Origin of the sequence: Falsirhodobacter halotolerans, assembly GCF_022899245.1 — a bacterium.
GTDB lineage: Bacteria > Pseudomonadota > Alphaproteobacteria > Rhodobacterales > Rhodobacteraceae > Falsirhodobacter > Falsirhodobacter halotolerans.
The window spans coordinates 2,535,539-2,555,419 of record NZ_JALJAZ010000001.1 but is presented as its reverse complement, the minus strand read 5'-3'; the positions used below and the strand labels follow the sequence as shown (position 1 = coordinate 2,555,419).

The following is a 19,881-nucleotide window of genomic DNA, read 5'->3' as shown; positions in this document are numbered from 1 at the left end:
GTTTCACGTGAAACATTATGATGTGATCGTTGTGGGCGGCGGACATGCTGGCGTGGAAGCGGCGGCGGCGGCTGCTCGCATGGGCAGCAGCACTCTTCTAATTTCCATGAGTTTGGACAATTTCGGCGTCATGTCCTGCAATCCCGCCATAGGTGGCTTGGGGAAGGGGCATTTGGTACGTGAGATTGACGCCTTGGATGGGATCATGGGTGTCGCTGCGGACAAAGCAGGGATCCAGTATCGATTGCTCAATCGTCGCAAGGGCGCTGCGGTTCAGGGCCCGCGTGTTCAGGCGGATCGTCGTTTGTACAGGGCGGCCGTTCAATCCGCGTTGGAATGCACTCAGAATCTTGAGCGCTTGGCAGGGGAGGTCGCGAGCCTCTTGTTCGAAGGTGAGCGAGTCAGGGGAGTTCGGCTTGCCGATGGCTCAGATATTATCGCGCCTTCGGTTATCCTGACCGCTGGAACGTTCCTTAATGGGGTCATCCATATTGGTGATAAGCGTCAGACCGGCGGCCGCATGGGTGATCTTCCCTCGCAAAAGCTTGCCATGCAGCTTGCTCGCCTAGGCTTGGACACGGGGCGGCTTAAGACAGGTACCCCACCACGACTGAACGGAAAAACCATCGATTGGGCATCCTTGGAGCGTCAGGAAGGTGACATCGAGCCGGTGATGATGTCGTTTCTGTCCAAAGGGCCCGTGGCGCGCCAAATTGCCTGCGGGATCACCCACACGAATGAACGCACGCATGATATTGTTCGTGCCAACCTTAACCGGTCCGCAATGTACGGGGGATTCATCGAGGGGGTCGGGCCGCGGTATTGCCCGTCAATCGAAGACAAAATCGTCAGGTTCTCCGATAAATCGTCTCATCAGATATTTCTGGAACCGGAAGGTTTGGACGACGATACCGTCTATCCCAACGGAATATCCACTTCCCTTCCCGCCGAGGTTCAGGAGAAGTATGTGAGATCGATTGAGGGGCTTGAAAATGTCGAGATTCTTCAGCCCGGATACGCGATTGAATACGACTACTTCGATCCTCGGAGTTTGAAGTCAACGCTGGAGTTGAAACAGATCGCGGGCCTGTATCTCGCCGGTCAGATCAACGGCACGACCGGATACGAAGAAGCCGCAGCCCAAGGCTTGCTTGCGGGTATGAATGCGGCGTCGCAGGGGCGGGGGAACGGCTCCGTTATCTTCTCACGCGCTGAGAGTTATATCGGTGTCATGGTCGATGATCTGACAAGCGTCGGGGTAACCGAACCGTACAGAATGTTTACATCACGAGCCGAGTATCGTCTGAGCCTTCGCGCCGACAACGCAGATCAGCGTTTGACCGGGAAGGGGTGTGACTTGGGTGTTGTTCGGTCACAACGGGCATCCGCCTATCGTCAGAAGTCGGAGGCTTTGGAAAATGCGACCAAGGATTTGGCCGCAATAACATTTTCACCGCAGGCGCTGCTCAACATCGGAATTGCCGTCAGCCAAGACGGTGTTAAAAGGTCCGGCTTTGCGGTTGTTGGAATAGATGGCGTGAACACCGATGCGCTGCATAAGGATGTCCCCTCCTTTGCAGAGCTCTCTCCCGACCTGCGTCAGCAAGTCATCACGGATGCGCGCTACGCTCAATATGGGGATCGTCAGGCCGACGGCATTGCTGCGCTGGCGAAGGACATGCAAAAAGGTATCCCGAACGATATCGACTATGGTCGCATCAGTGGTCTGTCAAATGAGTTGAGGTCGAAACTGGAGCATTTTCGGCCCGAGAATATAGCCAAAGCGAAGGCGATGGAGGGAATGACCCCTTCCGCGCTTCTGCTGATCCTCAGCCATCTTCGTATCCGGGACAAGGCGGCGTGAGTGTTTCACGTGAAACATCAGGCCGAATGGCAGAATTTACGGAGCATGCCCGGAAATGGAACGCAAAGATAAATCTTTTTTCGAAATCGACAGATGATGATTTCGCCCGCCGGCATATTGAAGACTCCGTTCAGGTTTTCCACCATGCACCGGCATTCTCCCATTGGGTGGATCTGGGAACGGGGGGCGGCTTCCCAGGCGTCATCGCGGCTATATGCGCCAAAGACGACGACATGGCGGGGAAATTCACGTTTGTGGAATCAGATCTGCGCAAATCCGCTTTTCTTATCGAAATGATTCGTATTCTTGATCTAAATGCCCGTGTGATTTCGCAGCGGATTGAAGCTGTTGCGCCCTTGAATGCCGATATCGTATCCGCACGCGCGCTTGCACCTTTGGACAAGCTTTGCGCCTTCAGCGTGCGGCATCAACGTCCCGGGGGGATTTCGTTGTATCCAAAGGGCGCGAACCACGCCAAAGAAATTGAACATGCCCGACATATGTGGCACTTTGACTGCGAAATCCATCCGAGCACCACGAATGCGGATGCCGTAATCCTTGAACTCAGGAATATCTCCCGTGTCTGACGCAGCCCGTGTGATCGCCATTGCAAACCAGAAGGGCGGGGTGGGGAAGACAACGACGTCGATCAACCTTGCGGCGGCCCTTGCGGAAAGCGGTCACAAGGTTCTGTTGATAGATCTGGACCCGCAAGGCAATGCATCCACCGGGCTTGGGATCGAGGCAGAGTCCCGAACCCTGACAACGTCCGACCTCATTCTCGACCAGTTGTCGATAGATCGGGTCGCGCTTCCGTCCCGCATTGCCAACCTGTTTGTCTGCCCGGCCAATGCCGATCTGTCTTCGGCGGATATGGAGCTGATGCGAAACGAACATCGCGTCACGTTGCTGCGGAATGCCCTGCGCATTCCGCATAAGATCGATATCGACTATATCCTTATCGATTGTCCGCCATCGCTCAGCCTTCTGACGCTGAATGCGCTGGTGGCATCGGATTCGGTGCTCGTTCCCTTGCAAAGCGAATTTTTCGCACTCGAAGGTCTTTCGCAGTTCATGCTGACCGTGCGCGAAATTCGGCAGACCGCGAACCCCAACCTCCGTATCGAGGGCGTGGTTCTTACTATGTATGACAAGCGCAACAACCTTTCCCAACTTGTTGAGGACGACGCGCGGAAGACCTTGGGGAGCCTTGTGTTTTCAACCATCATTCCCCGGAATGTGCGCGTCAGCGAGGCACCTTCCTTCGCGTTGCCTGTGCTCTCGTATGACAGCGCCTCCAAGGGAAGCGAGGCCTATCGCGCCTTGGCGCGGGAGATGATTTCGCGGCATTCGAAAGTAAGGGAATCGGCATGATGGACCGCAAGATGGAACGGCGCGGGCTGGGGCGTGGGCTGTCCGCCCTCATGGCGGATATCAATGTCGATCCCGGTGATGCCGCACCGCGTCGGGCGGATACGACACTGCCGATCGAAAAGATCGTTCCGAACCCGAACCAACCCCGTCGCGCGTTCGATCCGCAATCGCTTGAAGATTTATCGGCCTCCATTCGAGCGAAAGGTGTCATCCAGCCTCTCATCGTTCGTCCGCAGCCCAACAGCGACCGGTACGAGATCGTGGCGGGCGAGCGTCGCTGGCGTGCCTCGCAGATGGCGCAGCTGCATGATCTGCCGGTCATCATCCGCGATTTCGACGATACCGAGGTCTTGGAAGTTGCGATCATCGAGAACATCCAGCGCGCCGACCTGAACCCGATCGAGGAGGCGTTGGGATTCAAGGCCCTGATGGATCGCTTCGGTCATACGCAGGAAAAACTGGCCAACGCCCTGTCAAAAAGCCGGTCCCACATCGCTAACTTATTGAGATTGTTGAATCTTCCAGCGGACGTGCAGCAGATGCTGGCGGAAGGGGTTCTGTCGGCCGGTCACGCCCGCGCGTTGATCACCTCGCCCGATGCCTCCGCTTTGGCGCGTCAGGTGGTGGACAAGGGGCTGTCGGTGCGTGAAACGGAACGGCTGGCAAAGGGCGCACCGGAGCGGGCCCCCAAGGCGCGCCCCGCCTTCGACGACAAGGATGCCGACACGCGGGCGCTTGAGGGCGACCTTTCGGCCAATCTGGGGATGACGGTGCAGATCGATCATCTGGCCGGGGGAGAGACGGGCGTGGTCTCGATCCGTTACGCCTCGCTGGAGGATCTCGATACGCTGTGCCGCATCCTGTCCTCTAATCGGGCCTAGTCCACAGAAAAACGGCCACGCAGATCAGCACCATGGTCTGCGCGGTCATCGCCCATATCGGGACCCCCACCGCGAGGGACAGGGCCAAGGCCAACGCCATCCAGATGGATGCAAACATCTTCGCCCGCCGCGACACCGCACCCCGGGCCCGCCAATCGCGAATGGGCGGGCCAAAGCGCGGGTGGGACAAAAGCCAGCGATGCCAACGATCCGAGGCCTTGGAAAAGCACAACGCGGCCAGCAGCAGGAAAGGCACGGTCGGCAAAAGCGGCAGGACAGCCCCCACCACCGCCAGACCAAGCGCCAGCCCGCCGCACAGCCCCCACAGCGCCCGTTTCACGCCGCCAAGGCCCGGATGACGCCGTTCAACACCACGCGCCCCCTGGGCGTCGCCCATAGACGCGCGGCGTCCATCTCGACCATTCCGAGATCCGCCATTTCGGCCAGCCCGCGCGGGTTCGGATGGGATGGCGACAACGCGCGCAAACGGTCCAGATCCAACCCATCGCGCAGCCGAAGGCCCATCATCAGATATTCGTCCGCCTGCTCCTGCCGCGTCACCGCCTCGCGCGGATCCTCGCCGCGGCCCGCCTCCGCCGCCGCCAGCCAGGCACCGGGCGCACGCGGGGCCACCGTGGCCCAACGGACCCCGTCCAGCGTCAGCCGTCCATGGGCCCCCGGACCGATGCCCGCGTAATCGCCGCCCTGCCAGTAAATGCGGTTGTGTCGGCTTTCGGCCCCCGGTCGGGCATGGTTCGACACCTCGTAGGCGGGCAGGCCATGCGCCTCGCAGATGTCCTGCGTCAGATCATACATATCCGCGCCCAGATCGTCGGACGGAAGGCCCTTCAGCCCGCCCCGTGCGAACCGATCGCCAAACGCCGTCCCATCCTCGATCGTCAGCTGATACATCGACAGGTGATCGACCGCCATCGTCAGTGCTTCGGTCAGTTCGGCCCGCCATGCCTCCAGCGTCTGGTCCTGACGGGCATAGATCAAATCGAAGCTGACACGCGCGAAATGGGTCCGTGCGACATCGAATGCGGCCCGCGCCTCGGCCACCGTGTGCAAGCGGCCCAGACGGCGCAGATCGGTATCGTTCAGCGCCTGCACCCCCATCGACACGCGGTTCACCCCCGCTTCGGCAAAGGCGCGGAAACGTCCTGCCTCGACCGAGCCCGGATTGGCCTCCAGCGTGATTTCGATGTCGTTGGCGTTGGGCCAAGTGGCGCGGATGCGGCTCAGGATCGCGTCCACCACCTCCGGCTCCATCAAGGACGGCGTGCCCCCGCCGAAAAAGACGGTGTTCAGCACCCGCCCGGAGGTTTCACGTCCCACACGGTCGATCTCGGCCAGATAGGCCGCCTGCCACCGTTTCTGGTCGATCCGGGTCGCCACATGGCTGTTGAAATCGCAATAGGGGCATTTCGACTGGCAGAACGGCCAGTGCAGGTAAAGCCCGAACCCGCCGTTCCGCCAGTCTTCCATCGGTCAGCCCTTGAATGCCGTGACTTCGATCTCGACCAGCATTTCGGGGCGGATCAGACCGGCGACCACCATCGTCGCGGCCGGACGGATATCGGCAAAGACCTCGCCCAAGGCGGGGATCAGATCATCGACCAGCGCCGCGTCGGTGACGGTGTATTGCACCCGCACCACGTCGGTCATTGCAAACCCGCCCTCGGCCAACGCCTTCGCGATGGTGGCAAAGCAGGCCCGCGCCTGATCCGCGACGCCCTCGGGCATGACCCCGTCGACATAGCCCGTGGTGCCAGACACAAAGCACCAGTCGCCCTTCACGACGGCGCGGGAATAGCCCATTTTCGTTTCGAACGGCGAACCGGAGGAGATGAGTTTCACGCGAAACATCCTTTGACGAGCTTGCGGAACGCATCCGCACGGTGGGAGATATCGTTCTTCTTGTCGGTCGGCATCTCACCCAATGTGGTGTCGAACCCGTCCGGTTGGAAGATGGGATCATAGCCGTGGCCCTGCGCCCCGCGCATGGGCCAGACGATCTGCCCATCCAGACGGCCCACGAACACCTCGTCATGCCCGTCGGGCCAGGCCAGCACCAGCGTCGCGTTGAACTGGGCGGTGCGGGGGAAGGGGGCGTTCGCCGCCTCCAGCTTGTCCCACGTCTTGGTCATCGCCATCGGAAAATCGCGGCCCTGCGGCGTTTCGGCCCAATCGGCGGTATAGACGCCCGGCGCGCCGTCCAGCGCGTCGATGGTGATGCCGCTGTCATCGGCCAGCGCGGGCAGGCCCGTGGCCTTGGCGGCGGCATGGGCCTTGATGCGGGCATTGCCGACAAAGGTCGTTTCCGTCTCCTCGGGTTCGGGCAGGGCGTGATCGGACAGGCTGTCCACCGCGATGCCGAACGGGGCAAGCAGGGCGCGCATCTCGGCCAGCTTGCCCGCATTGCCGGTGGCGAACAGGATGCGGTCGCCGTCGAACTTCCTCATGCAAGCGCGGCCTTCTGCGCGGCGACCAAGGCCTCGGTGCCCAGTTCGGCCAGATCCAGCAGCTCCATCATCTCGGGGCGCGAGAAGGTCGCCCCTTCGGCCGACATCTGCACCTCGATCAGGCGCTTGGCCCCGGTCAGGATGAAGTTGCCGTCGGTGCCCGCGGTCGAATCCTCGGCGTAATCCAGATCCATTACCGGCTGACCGGCATAGATGCCGCAGGAAACCGCCGCCACGTGATCGATGATCGGATCGGACACGATCACGCCCGATTTCAGCAGCTTGTTCACCGCAAGACGCAGCGCCACGAACCCGCCCGTGATCGCGGCGCAGCGGGTGCCGCCATCGGCCTGGATCACGTCGCAGTCGATGGTGATCTGACGTTCGCCCAAGGCGCTGCGGTCCACGCCGGCGCGCAGCGCGCGGCCGATCAGGCGCTGGATTTCCTGCGTGCGGCCCGATTGCTTGCCCGCCGCCGCCTCGCGCCGCATCCGCGTGTTGGTCGCGCGGGGCAACATGCCGTATTCCGCCGTGACCCATCCCAGACCCGTATTGCGCAGGAAGGCAGGCGGCTTTTCCTCGATCGAGGCGGTGCAGAGGACATGCGTGTCGCCCATGCGGATCATCACCGACCCTTCGGCATGTTTGGTCACGCCGGTCTCGATGACCACATCGCGCATCTGGTTCAGGGAACGGCCGGAGGGACGCATGGGAAAGCTCCTTATTCTGCTGGCCGTCAGATACCGCCCCCGCCCCCCATGATGCAAGCCGGATTGACGTTTCGGGTCCGTGCCCCCTAATTGAAAGGATGGCCGATACCCGACAATTGCTGACCGAAATGAACGACCGCTCGCGCGAGGTGTTCCGCCGCGTGGTCGAAGGTTATCTCGACAGTGGCGAGCCGGTGGGGTCGCGCACCCTGACGCGGGTGATGAACGAAAAGATCAGCGCGGCCACCGTGCGCAACGTTATGCAGGATCTGGAGCATCTTGGCCTTCTGGACAGCCCGCATGTGTCCGCGGGGCGCGTGCCCACGCAGCTGGGCCTGCGCATGTTCGTGGACGGCATCCTGCAGGTGGGCCAGATCGCGCCCGAGGATCGGGAACGCATCGACGCCACCGGCAGCGATGCCGATGTGGCGACCCTGCTGGACCGCGTGGGCAAGACCCTGTCCGGCATCACCCGCGGGGCCAGCCTGGTCCTGACGCCCAAGCATGAGGCGCCGATCCGCCATATCGAATTCGTCAGCCTTGGCGCAGATCGCGCGCTGGTGGTTCTGGTCTTCGCCGATGGTCAGGTGGAAAACCGCGTCTTCGCCCCGCCGCCGGGCCAGACGGCGTCGTCGATGCGCGAGGCGGCGAATTTCCTGAACGCCCTGGCCGGGGGCCGGACCCTGACCGAACTGCGCCAGACCATCGTGCAGGACATGGCCCGCCGCCGGCAGGAGATCGACGGTCTGGCGCAGGCGCTGGTCGATGCGGGCCTGGCCGTCTGGGAAAATCCGGGCAAGCAATCCGAACGTCTTCTGGTCAGCGGCCAGGCCAACCTGCTGGAGGCGGACGCCCGCGACGTGGACCGCATCCGCTCGCTGTTCGAGGATCTTGAACGCAAACGCGACATCGCGGAATACCTGCATCTGACCGAAACCGGCGACGGGGTGCGCATTTTTATCGGCTCGGAGAATACCCTTTTCTCACTTTCGGGTTCCTCTCTGGTGGTCTCTCCCTATATGAACGCCGATCGTAAGATCATTGGTGCGGTGGGGGTCATCGGGCCGACGCGGCTCAATTATGGACGCATCGTGCCGATCGTGGATTACACCGCCCATCTGGTCGGACGCCTCGTATCGGAACGCGGCAAAGGATGAGAGAATGACGGACGACAACAAGACTGACGACATGCTGGACACCGACATGATGGACGGCGCGGACGACGAACTGGAGGCCCTGCGCGCCGAACGCGACGACATGCGCGACCGCTGGATGCGCGCGCTGGCCGATGCGGAAAACGCCCGCAAGCGCGCCGACCGCGACCGGCGCGAGGCCGAGAATTACGGCGGCACCCGTCTGGCCCGCGACCTGCTGCCCGTCCACGACAACCTGCGCCGCGCGCTGGAGGCTGCGACCGACGAACAACGCGCCGCCGCCTCCGGCCTGCTGGAGGGTGTGGAACTGACCATGCGCGAATTGCTGAACGTCATGGACAAGCATGGCGTGAAGGCCATCGCCCCCCAGATCGGCGACACCTTCGACCCGCAGAACCACGAGGCGATGTTCGAAGCCCCCGTGCCCGGCACCAAGGCGGGCCAGATCATTCAGGTGATGACCGAAGGCTTCATGATCCACGACCGCCTGCTGCGTCCGGCGCAGGTGGGCGTGTCCTCGACCCCGGCCTCCTGATCCCGCCCGGTCCCTGCACGGTGCGGGATGGGGCTGGAAACTCCCGCCAGTATGGATCATCCTGCCGTCCTGCGGCGGGATGACGGCCGCGCCCCGAAGACGCCAAAGGTGACGCATGAGCCTTGAGACCCTCGTATCCGATTACGGCACGTTCGGACTGTTCGCCGGATCGGGGTTCGAGGGGGAGACCGTGGCCATGCTGGGCGGGGTGCTGGCCCATCGCGGTCTGCTGGATGTCTGGGCCGCCATTCTGGCCGTGGCGGCAGGCTCCTTCCTGACGGATCAGATCTTCTTTCTGGCCGGGCGGAAATTCCGCAACAGCCCACGGGTGCGCAGGCTTCAGGCCGGACCGGCCGGGGCGCGGGTTTTGCGCGCGTTCCATCGGCGCCGCGATCTCTTCGTCTTCGGGTTCCGTTTTGCCTATGGGCTCAGGATGGCCAGCGCCGTCACGATCGGCACCACCGCGTATCCCTGGGGGCGATTTGCCCTGCTGAACGCCGCAGCCGCCCTGTCATGGGCGGCGACCTTCGTGGCCTTGGGCTATCTGTGCGGACAGGCGATCGAGACGCTGTTCGGCCATCTGCGCGCCCATATCCATTATCCGCTGGCGATCGTGGCCGTCGGCCTGTGCAGCCTGGCGCTTTTGTGGGTCATGAAGCGGCGTCGGACGGGCGGCTGATACCGCCCCCCTCACCTTACCATGCCCCGCAATTCATAGATCAGCTTCAACGCCTCCATGGGCGACATCTCGTCGGGCTGCACGCCGCGCAGGCGGTCTTCCACCTCGGACGCCGCCGCGGCCACGGGGGGCGGGGTGCGGAACAGGGGCAGGTCGTCGATCAGCGCGGTCTTGCGCCGCCCCTCGCGGTCGCCGGATTCCAACGCCTCAAGGATCACCTTCGCCCGTTCGATCACCGGCGCGGGCAGCCCTGCGATCCGCGCCACCTGCACGCCATAGGACCGGTCCGCCGCGCCGCGCACCACCTCGTGCAGGAAGACCACGTCGCCCTTCCATTCGCGCACGGTGACGGTCGCGTTCTCCACCCCGTCCAGTTTGGCCGCCAGCGCCGTCATCTCGTGGTAATGGGTGGCGAACAGCGCGCGGCAGCGGCTGGTGTCATGCAGGTGTTCCAGCGTGGCCCAGGCGATGGACAGCCCGTCATAGGTGGCGGTCCCGCGCCCGATCTCGTCCAGGATCACCAGCGCCCGATCGTCGGCCTGGTTCAGGATCGCCGCCGTTTCCACCATCTCCACCATGAAGGTGGAGCGGCCCCGCGCCAGATCGTCCGCCGCGCCCACGCGGCTGAAGAGCTGGCTGACCAGCCCGATATGGGCCGAGGCGGCAGGCACGAAACTGCCCGCCTGCGCCAGAAGCGCCATCAGCGCGTTCTGCCGCAGAAAGGTCGATTTCCCGGCCATGTTCGGCCCGGTCAGCAGCCAGATTGCGGGCGTCGCCTCCACCGTCAGGGCGCAGTCGTTGGCCACGAACGCCTCCCCCTTGCGGCGCAGGGCGCGTTCCACGACCGGATGGCGCCCCCCTTCGATGGCAAAGGCGCGGCTGGCATCGACCTTGGGTTTCGTCCAGTCCTCGGCCACCGCCAGATCGGCAAGGCTCGCGGCCACATCCAGCACCGCCAAGGCGCGGGCCGCGGTGCCGATCGCCGCCGCATGGCGCAGGATGTCGGCCTGCAGTGCTGCGAAATGACGCTTCTCCAGCTCCAGCGCGTGATTGCCGGCGTTGAGGATGCGCGTCTCGATCTCCGACAGTTCGACGGTGGTGAAACGGATTTGGTTCGCCGTGGTCTGGCGATGGATGAACCCCGCGCCGCGCAACGTCGCGTCATGCAGCGCCGTCACCTCGATGAAATATCCCAGCACGTTGTTGTGCTTGATCTTCAGGCTCTGGACCCCCGTTTGCGCGATGTAATCGGCCTGCATCCGGGCGATGACGCCGCGCCCTTCGTCGCGCAAGGCGCGGGTCTCGTCCAGTTCGGTGTCATAGCCTTCGCAGATGAATCCGCCATCCCGGGCCAGAAGCGGCGGTTCGGCAATCAGGGCGCGGTCCAGAAGGTCCACCAGATCGCCATGACCGTTCAGCGCCGCCATCGCTTCGGCCAGATGCGGCGGCGCGTCCGGCAGGGTCAGCCGCCGCGCCTGATCCAGCCCCGCGCGGATGGCGGCCATGTCGCGCGGGCCGGCGCGGTCCATGGCGATGCGCTGCAACGCGCGGTCCATGTCGGGCACCCGCCGCAGCGCGTCGCGCAGCCCGTCCCGCGCGCGGGGGGTGTCCACCAGCCAGCGCACCCCCTCCTGCCGCGCATGAATCACCGCCAGATCGCAGGAGGGGGCCGACAGTCGCCGTTCCAGAAGCCGCGCACCTGGGGCCGTCACCGTCCGGTCCATCGCGGACAGAAGCGAGCCGTCGCGCCCCCCCGACAGGGCCTGCGAAATCTCGAGGTTGCGCCGCGTCGCCGCATCGATCTGAAGCGCCGCGCCCGGAACCTCCCGCACCGGCGGACGCAGCAGCGGCAGCCGCCCGCGCTGCGTCAGGTCCAGATAATCGATAAGCGCCCCAAGCGCCGCCATCTCCGCCCGCCCGAAGCCGCCGAACGCATCCAGCGACCGCACGTCCCACAACTCCCGCAGCCGCTTCTCGGCCGAGGCGCTGTCGAAACTGCCCCGCGACAGGGGGGTCACGGCGGCGGGAATGTCGGTCAAAAGGGCCGCCATCTCCACCTCGCGCGTCTCGCTCACCAAAATCTCGCGCGGGGACAGGCGCGCCAGTTCGGGCAGAAGGCGGGGCAGGGGGCAGGGCATCACCCGCACCTCACCCGTCGAAATGTCGGTCCAGGCGAGCGCCCCTTCATCCCGCATCTGCGCATGGGCGACGAGGTAATTGTGCCGCCGCGCCTCCAGCAGCGCATCCTCGGTCAGGGTGCCGGGGGTGACCAGCCGCACCACCTCGCGCCGCACAACGGATTTCGACCCGCGCTTCTTGGCCTCGGCCGGATCCTCCATCTGTTCGGCGATGGCCACCCGGAACCCCTTGCGGATCAGCCCCAGAAGATAGCTTTCGGCGGCGTGATGCGGCACGCCGCACATGGCGATATCCTCGCCCAGATGCTTGCCGCGCTTGGTCAGCGCGATGTCCAGCGCCTCGGCCGCCAGAACCGCATCGTCGAAGAACAATTCATAGAAGTCGCCCATGCGATAGAACAGCAGCGCCGCCGGATGGTCGGCCTTGATCGTCAGATACTGGGCCATCATGGGCGTCGGTTCGGTCATCGCATTCCCCTTCGTTCGGCCTGTCTTACGACGCGCGGGCGGTTGCCGCAACGCGTGCAGGGGGATATGCAGAAGGGCGAAAAGGGGAAGCCGCCATGTCCAAGACCAAGATCACACCCGAAGAGGCGCTGGCCTATCACCTCGACCCCATGCCGGGCAAATACGAGGTCGTGGCCTCCACCCCGATGGCGACGCAGCGCGATCTGAGCCTTGCCTATTCCCCCGGCGTCGCGGTGCCGGTGCAGGCCATCGCCGACAATCCCGAAACGGCCTATGACTATACCGTCAAGGGCAACATGGTGGCTGTGGTGTCGAACGGCACGGCGATCCTCGGCATGGGGAACCTCGGGGCGCTGGCGTCGAAACCGGTGATGGAGGGCAAGGCGGTGCTGTTCAAGCGGTTCGCCGACGTGAACGCCATCGACATCGAACTGGACACCGAGGACCCGGACGAGATCATCAAGGCCGTCAGCCTGATGGGCCCGACCTTCGGCGGCATCAACCTTGAAGACATCAAGGCCCCGGAATGCTTCATCATCGAAAGCCGGCTGAAAGAGATCATGGACATTCCCGTGTTCCATGACGACCAGCACGGCACGGCGGTGATCTGTGCTGCGGGTCTGATCAACGCGCTGTCCATCTCCGGCAAAAAGATCGAGGATGTGCGCATCGTGCTGAACGGCGCGGGCGCGGCGGGCATCGCCTGTCTGGAACTGTTGAAATCCATGGGCGCGCGGCACGACAACTGCATCATGTGCGACACCAAGGGCGTGATCTTCGCCGGCCGGACCGAAGGCATGAACCAGTGGAAATCGGCCCATGCCGCCAACACCCCCCTGCGCACGCTGGCCGAAGCGATGGACGGGGCGGATGTGTTCCTGGGCGTGTCGGCCAAGGGCGCGGTGACGCAGGACATGGTGCGGTCCATGGCACCCAATCCCGTCATCTTCGCCATGGCCAACCCCGACCCGGAGATCACCCCCGAGGAGGCGCACGCCGTGCGCGAGGACGCCATCGTCGCCACCGGGCGTTCGGATTACCCGAACCAGGTGAACAACGTCCTCGGCTTCCCCTATCTGTTCCGCGGCGCGCTGGACATCCACGCCCGCGCCATCAACGACGAGATGAAGATCGCCTGCGCCGAGGCGCTTGCGAAACTGGCGCGCGAGGATGTGCCCGACGAGGTGGCCGCCGCCTATGGCCGCGACCTGACCTTTGGGCGCGATTACATCATCCCGACACCCTTCGACCCGCGCCTGATCCACGTGGTGCCGCCCGCCGTGGCGAAGGCGGGGATGGACACGGGCGTCGCCCGCCGCCCGATCGAGGATCTGGCCGCCTATGAACTTTCGCTGAAATCGCGGATGGACCCGACGGCGTCCATCCTGCAGGGCGTCCATGCGCGGGCGAAAAAGGCGCAGGCCCGCATGATCTTCGCCGAAGGGGACGAACCGCGCGTGCTGCGCGCCGCCGTCGCCTATCAGCGCGCGGGCCTTGGCAAGGCGCTGGTCGTGGGGCGCGAGGCCGACGTGGCCGAAAAGCTGACCACCGCCGGTCTGGCCGACGCGATACCCGAGCTGGAGGTGGTGAACGCCGCGAACTCGCCGCATCTGGAGGCCTACAAGTCCTTCCTGTCCAATCGCCTGCAACGCGACGGGTTCGATAGCCACGACATCCGCCGTCTGGTGGGGCGCGACCGGCACGTCTTTTCCGCGCTGATGCTGGCGCAGGGGCATGGCGACGGCCTGATCACGGGCGTCACACGCAAATCGGCGCATGTCCTGTCGGCGATCAACCACGTGTTCGACGCGCGCCCCGGTCAGGGGGCGGCGGGGGTCACGGCGCTTTTGCACAAGGGCAAGATCCTGCTGATCGCCGACACGCTGGTCCATGAATGGCCCGAACCCGAGGATCTGGCGACCATCGCCGAACGTGCCGCCGGTGTGGCCCGCGATCTGGGGCTGGTTCCGCGCGTGGCGTTCGTGTCCTTCTCCACCTTCGGGTCGCCCAAATCGGAACGCTCGGCCAAGCTGGCGCTGGCCCCAAAGGTTCTGGACGCCCGCGGTGTCGATTTCGAATACGAAGGGGAAATGGCCGTCGACGTGGCGCTGAATCCCCGCCAGATGGCGCAGTATCCGTTCTGCCGCCTGACGGGGCCGGCCAACATCCTTGTCGTGCCCGCCCGGCATTCGGCGTCGATCTCGGTCAAGCTGATGCAGGAAATGGCCGGGGCGACGGTCATCGGCCCGATCCTGACGGGCGTGGAAAAGCCGATCCAGATCTGTTCGACCACGTCTTCGGTGAACGACATCCTGAACATGGCCGTCATGGCCGCTTGCAAGATCGGGTGATCCCCAAACAAAAAGGCGCCCCTCGGGGCGCCTTTCTTATTTCACCCGCGCGTTCCGCGTGGCCAGCAGCTTCAGCCGCAGGGCGTTCAGACGGATGAACCCGGCCGCGTCCTTCTGGTCATAGGCGCCCGCATCTTCCTCGAAGGTCACATGCGCCTCGGAATAGAGGGAGTGGTCCGACCAACGGCCCACGGTCGTCGCCAACCCCTTGTAGAGCTTTAGGCGCACCGTTCCCGACACATGCTCCTGGCTCTTGTCGATCAGCGCCTGCAGCATCTCCCGCTCGGGCGAGAACCAGAACCCGTTATAGATCAGCTCGGCATAGCGGGGCATGATCGAATCCTTCAGATGGCCCGCGCCGGAATCCAGCGTGATCTGCTCGATCCCGCGATGGGCTTCCAGAAGGACGGTGCCGCCGGGGGTTTCATAGATGCCGCGCGACTTCATGCCGACGAAACGGTTCTCAACGAAATCCAGACGTCCGATGCCGTGCTTGCCGCCCAACTCGTTCAGTTTGGTCAGGATCGTGGCGGGCGACATCGCCTCGCCGTTGATCGCCACGGCGTCGCCTTTCTCGAAGGTGATCTCGATGAATTCGGGCGTGTCCGGTGCCTCCTCGGGCGACACGGTGCGCTGATAGACGTATTCGGGCGCGGCCTCGGCGGGGTTTTCCAGCGCCTTGCCCTCGGAACTGGTGTGCAGCAGGTTCGCGTCCACGCTGAACGGCGCCTCGCCGCGCTTGTCCTTGGCGATCGGGATCTGGTTCGCCTCGGCAAACTCGATCAGCTTGGTGCGGCTGGTCAGATCCCAAAGACGCCACGGCGCGATGACCTTGATGTCGGGGTTCAGGGCATAGGCGGAGAGTTCGAACCGCACCTGATCGTTGCCCTTGCCGGTCGCCCCATGCGCCACGGCGTCCGCGCCGCATTCGCGCGCAATCTCCACCAGACGTTTGGAAATCAGCGGGCGGGCAATGGACGTGCCCAGCAGATACAGCCCTTCATAAAGCGCGTTGGCGCGGAACATCGGGAAGACGAAGTCGCGCACGAACTCCTCGCGCACATCCTCGATATGGATGTTCTCGGGCTTGATCCCCAAGAGTTCGGCCTTCTTGCGGGCAGGCTCCAACTCCTCGCCCTGACCCAGATCGGCGGTGAAGGTCACGACCTCGCACCCGTATTCGGTCTGCAACCATTTCAGGATGATCGAGGTATCCAGACCGCCCGAATAGGCGAGGACGACTTTCTTCGGTGCGGACATGGTGGGTTCCCCGTTGCAAGGCCTTTGCTTGGCGATTACCGATTTTGCCCCCCTGCTGCAAGTATCGCTTGCCGAAACGCGGGCCGCCCCACAAAGATCACGCGTTCATCACGATATCGAGAGCCATGAAAAGTTACCGCCTTTTCCGTCATTCGCTGCGTCAGGTCACCGGCAATTTCTCCGCAGCCGTCCGGCTGTCCATTCCATATGTCATCTTTGCCGTTCTGGGTCAGCTGATAGTGACCGCCCATATCGACAATGGTTCGGAAGGTGGAAGATATTTGCAAAACATCGTTTCCATGTCAGCCCTGATCTTCGGTCTGGCACTTGCCGTGAACTGGCATCGCCATATTCTGCTGGAGGAACCTGCGGTCGCAACCCAATGGATGGGGCGCAGGGTCTGGGCCTACTTTCTACGAAGCACCCAGATGTTCCTTGTGATGTTGCTTTTGGCGGCACCGCTCCTCATCTGGTCGTATTTTGCCATCTATGCATGGGATAACTATGATCCCGAAGAACTGTCGGTCTGGGATTACCTTTACCTTCCCGCCGCCGCGGTGATGGGTTTGTTTCTGCTGGTGTGTTGGACGCGTCTGTCCGTCATGCTTCCAGCGGCGGCCTTGGGGCGGGGGATCGGCGTTCGGGAGGTGTGGCGGCACACAGGGCGGGCGTCCTGGGCCATTCTGGGCCTCTGGTTGCTCAGCGCGGTGTTCTTTTTCCTGATCCTGATGGCGGTCGGGATGGTGATCGGCCTCACCCCGTCCCACTATGTGGGTGTTACATTTTTTCTGTCCCTGGCCCTCGACTGGTTCCTGACCATCTTCGGCATCAGCGTCCTGACCACCCTCTACGGCCATTACATCGAAGGCCGCCCGCTTGTGTGACGCCACGACCCCCGATAGAACACCTGCATCATGACCGATTTCGTTCCCGCCGCCCGCACCGCCACCCGCGCCCTGCGCGAGCTGTTTCCCGAAACGCCGCTGCAGCGGAACGACTATCTGTCGCTCCGCTATGGCGCGGAGATCTGGTTGAAACGCGAGGATCTGACCCCGGTGCGCAGCTTCAAGCTGCGGGGCGCCTTCAACGCGATGCGCAAGATCCGCGAACGCGACCCCTCGGTCACCCGCTTCGTCTGCGCCAGCGCGGGCAACCACGCGCAGGGCATGGCGTTCTCCTGCCGTCATTTCGGCGTGCGGGGCACGATCTTCATGCCGATCACCACCCCCCAGCAGAAGATCGCCAAGACCAAGGCCTTCGGCGGCGAATGGGTGGAGGTCGTGCTGACCGGCGATTATTTCGACCGGACGCTGGCGGCGGCAAAGGCGTGGTGCGCGGCCGAGGGCGCGTATTTTCTGGCGCCTTTCGACGATGCCGACGTGATGGAGGGGCAGGCGACGGTCGGGGTGGAAATCCTTGATCAGCTGGGCCATGCGCCCGATATGGTCGTCCTGTCGGTGGGCGGGGGCGGTCTGTCCTCCGGCGTGTCGCGCTATCTGCGCGATGTCAGCCCGACGACCGAGTTTCGTTTTGTCGAACCGCTGGGCGGGGCCAGCCTGAAGGCCGCGCTGCAGGCGGGCCATCCGGTGCAACTGGACGAGGTGGACAGCTTCGTCGATGGCGCGGCGGTCGCCCGTCTGGGCGAAAAGCCCTTTGCCGATCTGGCTTGGGTCGATCCGGCGCATGTCATCCTTGCGCCCGAAGACCGGATCTGCGTCACCATGATCGACATGCTGAACGTCGAAGGCGTGGTTCTGGAACCGGCGGGGGCCATGCCCATCAACGCGCTGGACGACATTGCCGAGGAGATCCGCGGCAAAACGGTCGTCTGCGTCGTTTCGGGCGGGAATTTCGATTTCGAACGCCTGCCCGAAGTAAAGGAGCGCGCCCAGCGGTTCCAGGGTCGCAAGAAATACTTCATCCTGCGCCTGCCCCAACGCCCCGGCGCGTTGCGCGACTTCCTGTCCATCCTGGGCCCGGACGACGATGTGGCGCGGTTCGAATACCTGAAGAAATCGGCGCGGAACTTCGGGTCCATCCTCATCGGTCTGGAAACCACCGATCCGGCCAACTTCACCCGCCTGTTTGCCGAAATGGAGGCGCAGGGCTTCGCCTATCGCGACATCACGCAGGATGCGACACTGGCCGAATACCTGATCTGAGCCATATGCGGGCGGGACCTAAAGCCCCGCCAGCGCGCAGACGATCGTCCACTCCTCCTCGGTCACCGGCTGGACCGACATGCGCGAGTTCTTCACCAGCACCATGTCCGTCAGGCGCGGATCGGCCTTCACCGCCTCAAGCGTGACGGGCACGGGCACGGGGCAGACGGCCTTGATCGTCACGCAGTCCCATTTCGGGTCCTCCGCCGTGCTGTCGGGGGCGCTTTCGGCGATGACCTCGACGATGCCCACCACTTCCTTGCCGATGTTGGAGTGATAGAAGAACCCGCGATCGCCCACCTTCATCGCCCGCATGTTGTTGCGCGCCTGGTAGTTGCGGACGCCGGTCCACTCCTCGCCCTCCTCACCCTTTGCGACCTGCTGGTCCCAGCTCCACGCATCGGGTTCGGATTTGAACAGCCAATATGCCATCAGCCGATCGCCCGCTTCCATTCGGTAATCTCCACCGAGGCGAACAGCCCTGCCACGGCATAGGGGTCGCCCGCCGCCCAGTCCTTCGCCGCCGCAAGGTCCGCCACGTCCAGCACGATCAGCGATCCCGACATCTCCCCCGCCGCGTTCAGGAAGGGGCCGGCCAGCGTCACGACGCCCGTGCGGGCGACATAGTCCAGATGGGCGGCGCGTGTCTCCATGCGCAGGGGCAGGGCGTTCGGTTTGTCCTTGCAGATGACGGCAACAAGCATCGGGCGTTCCTTTCGGGTCAGGCTTTGGCCCCCTTGCGGCCTGCGCCGACAAGGGGGGTGGCGGTGGTGTCCAGCGGCCAGCGGGGGCGGGCGGCAAGGTCCATGCCGTCGCGCCCCCCGCTGCGGAAGCGTTCGATCCCGGCCCAGGCGATCATCGCCGCGTTGTCGGTGCACAGGGCCAGCGGCGGCAGCACGCAGGCCACGCCCGCCCGTGCCGCCACATCCAGAAGGCGGGCGCGGATCCGCGTGTTCGCCGCCACCCCGCCCGCAATCGCCAGAACGGGTGTGTCCGGTGCGTCGGCCAGATAGATCTCCAGCGCGCGGCGGGTCTTTTCCGCCAGCACGTCGGCCACGGCCGCCTGGAACGCCGCGCACAGGTCGGCGCGGTCCTGCAGATACAGCCCGCCTTGCGCCGCCACCAATTTGTCGCGTTCGCGCAGAAGCGCGGTCTTCAGGCCGGAAAAGCTCATGTCGCAGCCGGGGCGGTCCAGCAGCGGGCGGGGCAGGGGAAAGCGCGTCGGATCGCCCTGTTCCGCCGCGCGCGCCACTTCCGGCCCGCCGGGCTGCGGCAGGCCCAGAAGCTTGGCCGTCTTGTCGAACGCCTCGCCCGGGGCATCGTCGATGGAGCCGCCAAGGCGCGTGAACTCTTCCGCCCCGCGCACGATGACGAATTGGCAATGCCCGCCCGAAATCAACAGCATCAGATAGTGCAACGCGACCCCGTCGGTCAGGCGCGGGGTCAGCGCGTGGCCCGCCAGATGGTTCACGCCCACCAAGGGCAGCCCGGTCGCCGCCGCCAGCCCCTTGGCGCACATCACCCCCGACAGCACGCCGCCGATCAGCCCCGGCCCCGCCGTCACGGCGATGGCGTCCAGATCGGCCAGCCGCAGCCCCGCCTGATCGAGCGCGCGTTCCACGCACAGATCCAACCGCTCGGCATGGGCGCGGGCGGCGATTTCCGGCACGACGCCGCCGAAATCGGCGTGAAGCGCCACCTGCCCCTCGACCACCGAGGACAGGATGGTGCCGTCGCCCCGCACAACGGCGGCGGCGGTGTCGTCGCAGCTGCTCTCGATGCCCAGAAAGATCAGGTCGTCCGTCATGCCCGCCCGTTGCGCAAAGGTGTGACCCGGGTG

Annotated in this window: 20 protein-coding genes; 10 read left to right on the top strand and 10 right to left on the bottom strand. The window is 64.2% G+C overall.

The annotated features are described in order from the left end of the window. Positions 1-7 precede the first annotated feature (7 nt). The 4 genes from mnmG to MU449_RS13295 are packed head-to-tail and all read left to right on the top strand — an operon-like array spanning position 8 to position 4,119. On the top strand, positions 8-1,864 hold the full coding sequence (gene mnmG, locus MU449_RS13310; protein ID WP_244738863.1) for a tRNA uridine-5-carboxymethylaminomethyl(34) synthesis enzyme MnmG: 1,857 nt from the start codon (positions 8-10) through the stop codon (positions 1,862-1,864). 26 nt (positions 1,865-1,890) lie between these two features. Then, on the top strand, positions 1,891-2,451 hold the full coding sequence (gene rsmG, locus MU449_RS13305; RefSeq protein WP_244738862.1) for a 16S rRNA (guanine(527)-N(7))-methyltransferase RsmG: 561 nt from the start codon (positions 1,891-1,893) through the stop codon (positions 2,449-2,451). Further along, positions 2,444-3,238: a ParA family protein gene (locus MU449_RS13300; RefSeq protein ID WP_244738861.1), complete on the top strand. Its 795-nt coding sequence runs from the start codon at positions 2,444-2,446 to the stop codon at positions 3,236-3,238. Before rsmG ends, MU449_RS13300 begins: the two co-directional genes overlap by 8 nt. Next, positions 3,235-4,119, top strand: coding sequence for a ParB/RepB/Spo0J family partition protein (locus MU449_RS13295; protein ID WP_244738860.1), 885 nt, complete (start codon positions 3,235-3,237; stop codon positions 4,117-4,119). The genes MU449_RS13300 and MU449_RS13295 overlap by 4 nt, the downstream gene beginning before the upstream one ends. Here the strand turns inward: MU449_RS13295 and MU449_RS13290 are convergent. The 5 genes from MU449_RS13290 to rph are packed head-to-tail and all read right to left on the bottom strand — an operon-like array spanning position 4,106 to position 7,294. Next, positions 4,106-4,459 carry a YbaN family protein gene (locus MU449_RS13290; RefSeq protein WP_244738859.1) on the bottom strand — a complete coding sequence of 118 codons (354 nt, stop codon included), beginning with the start codon at positions 4,457-4,459 and terminating at the stop codon, positions 4,106-4,108. The genes MU449_RS13295 and MU449_RS13290 overlap by 14 nt on opposite strands. Next, the gene (hemW, locus tag MU449_RS13285; RefSeq protein ID WP_244738857.1) at positions 4,456-5,607 is read right to left on the bottom strand and encodes a radical SAM family heme chaperone HemW; all 1,152 of its coding nucleotides are present in this window, start codon (positions 5,605-5,607) and stop codon (positions 4,456-4,458) included. Before hemW ends, MU449_RS13290 begins: the two co-directional genes overlap by 4 nt. A 3-nt stretch (positions 5,608-5,610) precedes the next feature. Next, complete coding sequence (locus MU449_RS13280; protein ID WP_244738854.1) at positions 5,611-5,979, bottom strand: RidA family protein; 369 nt, start codon at positions 5,977-5,979, stop codon at positions 5,611-5,613. Next, entirely contained in the window at positions 5,976-6,584 is a 609-nt protein-coding gene (rdgB, locus tag MU449_RS13275; RefSeq protein WP_244738852.1) for an RdgB/HAM1 family non-canonical purine NTP pyrophosphatase, read from the bottom strand. The genes MU449_RS13280 and rdgB overlap by 4 nt, the downstream gene beginning before the upstream one ends. Next, positions 6,581-7,294: a ribonuclease PH gene (gene rph, locus MU449_RS13270; RefSeq protein WP_244738850.1), complete on the bottom strand. Its 714-nt coding sequence runs from the start codon at positions 7,292-7,294 to the stop codon at positions 6,581-6,583. The genes rdgB and rph overlap by 4 nt, the downstream gene beginning before the upstream one ends. 98 nt (positions 7,295-7,392) lie before the next feature. On the opposite strand from rph, the gene hrcA reads away from it, so the two are divergent. The 3 genes from hrcA (at position 7,393) to MU449_RS13255 (ending at position 9,662) form a co-directional block, all read left to right on the top strand. Further along, positions 7,393-8,451 carry a heat-inducible transcriptional repressor HrcA gene (hrcA, locus tag MU449_RS13265; protein WP_244738849.1) on the top strand — a complete coding sequence of 353 codons (1,059 nt, stop codon included), beginning with the start codon at positions 7,393-7,395 and terminating at the stop codon, positions 8,449-8,451. A gap of 4 nt (positions 8,452-8,455) precedes the next feature. Beyond that, positions 8,456-8,983 carry a nucleotide exchange factor GrpE gene (locus tag MU449_RS13260; protein ID WP_425310540.1) on the top strand — a complete coding sequence of 176 codons (528 nt, stop codon included), beginning with the start codon at positions 8,456-8,458 and terminating at the stop codon, positions 8,981-8,983. Between the two features lie 115 nt (positions 8,984-9,098). After that, on the top strand, positions 9,099-9,662 hold the full coding sequence (locus MU449_RS13255) for a DedA family protein (protein ID WP_244738848.1): 564 nt from the start codon (positions 9,099-9,101) through the stop codon (positions 9,660-9,662). Between the two features lie 11 nt (positions 9,663-9,673). On the opposite strand, the gene mutS is transcribed toward MU449_RS13255, so the two are convergent. Further along, on the bottom strand, positions 9,674-12,268 hold the full coding sequence (gene mutS, locus MU449_RS13250; protein ID WP_244738847.1) for a DNA mismatch repair protein MutS: 2,595 nt from the start codon (positions 12,266-12,268) through the stop codon (positions 9,674-9,676). 95 nt (positions 12,269-12,363) lie between these two features. Between mutS and MU449_RS13245 the strand changes: the two genes are divergently transcribed. Continuing rightward, positions 12,364-14,619 (top strand): NADP-dependent malic enzyme, encoded by a 2,256-nt coding sequence (locus tag MU449_RS13245; protein ID WP_244738846.1) that lies wholly within the window; start codon positions 12,364-12,366, stop codon positions 14,617-14,619. Between the two features lie 36 nt (positions 14,620-14,655). Here MU449_RS13245 and MU449_RS13240 read toward each other — a convergent pair whose 3' ends face one another. Further along, positions 14,656-15,879, bottom strand: coding sequence for an argininosuccinate synthase (locus MU449_RS13240; protein ID WP_244738845.1), 1,224 nt, complete (start codon positions 15,877-15,879; stop codon positions 14,656-14,658). Positions 15,880-15,947: 68 nt separating this feature from the next. Here MU449_RS13240 and MU449_RS13235 point away from each other — a divergent pair, with 68 nt between their 5' ends. Next, entirely contained in the window at positions 15,948-16,763 is an 816-nt protein-coding gene (locus MU449_RS13235) for a hypothetical protein (protein WP_244738844.1), read from the top strand. Positions 16,764-16,793: 30 nt separating this feature from the next. Then, positions 16,794-18,041, top strand: coding sequence for a threonine ammonia-lyase IlvA (ilvA, locus tag MU449_RS13230; RefSeq protein WP_244738843.1), 1,248 nt, complete (start codon positions 16,794-16,796; stop codon positions 18,039-18,041). A gap of 18 nt (positions 18,042-18,059) precedes the next feature. On the opposite strand, the gene MU449_RS13225 is transcribed toward ilvA, so the two are convergent. From MU449_RS13225 to tsaD, 3 genes are read right to left on the bottom strand one after another with little or no spacing between them, the layout of a single operon-like run. Further along, positions 18,060-18,473: an EVE domain-containing protein gene (locus tag MU449_RS13225; protein ID WP_244738841.1), complete on the bottom strand. Its 414-nt coding sequence runs from the start codon at positions 18,471-18,473 to the stop codon at positions 18,060-18,062. Next, on the bottom strand, positions 18,473-18,745 hold the full coding sequence (locus MU449_RS13220) for a YciI family protein (RefSeq protein WP_244738839.1): 273 nt from the start codon (positions 18,743-18,745) through the stop codon (positions 18,473-18,475). Before MU449_RS13220 ends, MU449_RS13225 begins: the two co-directional genes overlap by 1 nt. Positions 18,746-18,762: 17 nt before the next feature. After that, entirely contained in the window at positions 18,763-19,848 is a 1,086-nt protein-coding gene (gene tsaD / locus MU449_RS13215; RefSeq protein WP_244738838.1) for a tRNA (adenosine(37)-N6)-threonylcarbamoyltransferase complex transferase subunit TsaD, read from the bottom strand. Positions 19,849-19,881: the final 33 nt, after the last annotated feature.

Bases quoted from the DNA above. Each gene is read 5' to 3' on its own strand.
- hemW (WP_244738857.1), bottom strand. From the start codon at position 5,607: ATGGAAGACTGGCGGAACGGCGGGTTCGGGCTTTACCTGCACTGGCCG.
- rdgB (WP_244738852.1), bottom strand. From the start codon at position 6,584: ATGAGGAAGTTCGACGGCGACCGCATCCTGTTCGCCACCGGCAATGCG.
- rph (WP_244738850.1), bottom strand. From the start codon at position 7,294: ATGCGTCCCTCCGGCCGTTCCCTGAACCAGATGCGCGATGTGGTCATC.
- rsmG (WP_244738862.1), top strand. From the start codon at position 1,891: ATGGCAGAATTTACGGAGCATGCCCGGAAATGGAACGCAAAGATAAAT.
- hrcA (WP_244738849.1), top strand. From the start codon at position 7,393: ATGGCCGATACCCGACAATTGCTGACCGAAATGAACGACCGCTCGCGC.
- ilvA (WP_244738843.1), top strand. From the start codon at position 16,794: ATGACCGATTTCGTTCCCGCCGCCCGCACCGCCACCCGCGCCCTGCGC.
- MU449_RS13295 (WP_244738860.1), top strand. From the start codon at position 3,235: ATGATGGACCGCAAGATGGAACGGCGCGGGCTGGGGCGTGGGCTGTCC.
- tsaD (WP_244738838.1), bottom strand. From the start codon at position 19,848: ATGACGGACGACCTGATCTTTCTGGGCATCGAGAGCAGCTGCGACGAC.
- MU449_RS13225 (WP_244738841.1), bottom strand. From the start codon at position 18,473: ATGGCATATTGGCTGTTCAAATCCGAACCCGATGCGTGGAGCTGGGAC.
- MU449_RS13240 (WP_244738845.1), bottom strand. From the start codon at position 15,879: ATGTCCGCACCGAAGAAAGTCGTCCTCGCCTATTCGGGCGGTCTGGAT.
- MU449_RS13255 (WP_244738848.1), top strand. From the start codon at position 9,099: ATGAGCCTTGAGACCCTCGTATCCGATTACGGCACGTTCGGACTGTTC.
- mutS (WP_244738847.1), bottom strand. From the start codon at position 12,268: ATGACCGAACCGACGCCCATGATGGCCCAGTATCTGACGATCAAGGCC.
- MU449_RS13245 (WP_244738846.1), top strand. From the start codon at position 12,364: ATGTCCAAGACCAAGATCACACCCGAAGAGGCGCTGGCCTATCACCTC.
- MU449_RS13220 (WP_244738839.1), bottom strand. From the start codon at position 18,745: ATGCTTGTTGCCGTCATCTGCAAGGACAAACCGAACGCCCTGCCCCTG.
- MU449_RS13260 (WP_425310540.1), top strand. From the start codon at position 8,456: ATGACGGACGACAACAAGACTGACGACATGCTGGACACCGACATGATG.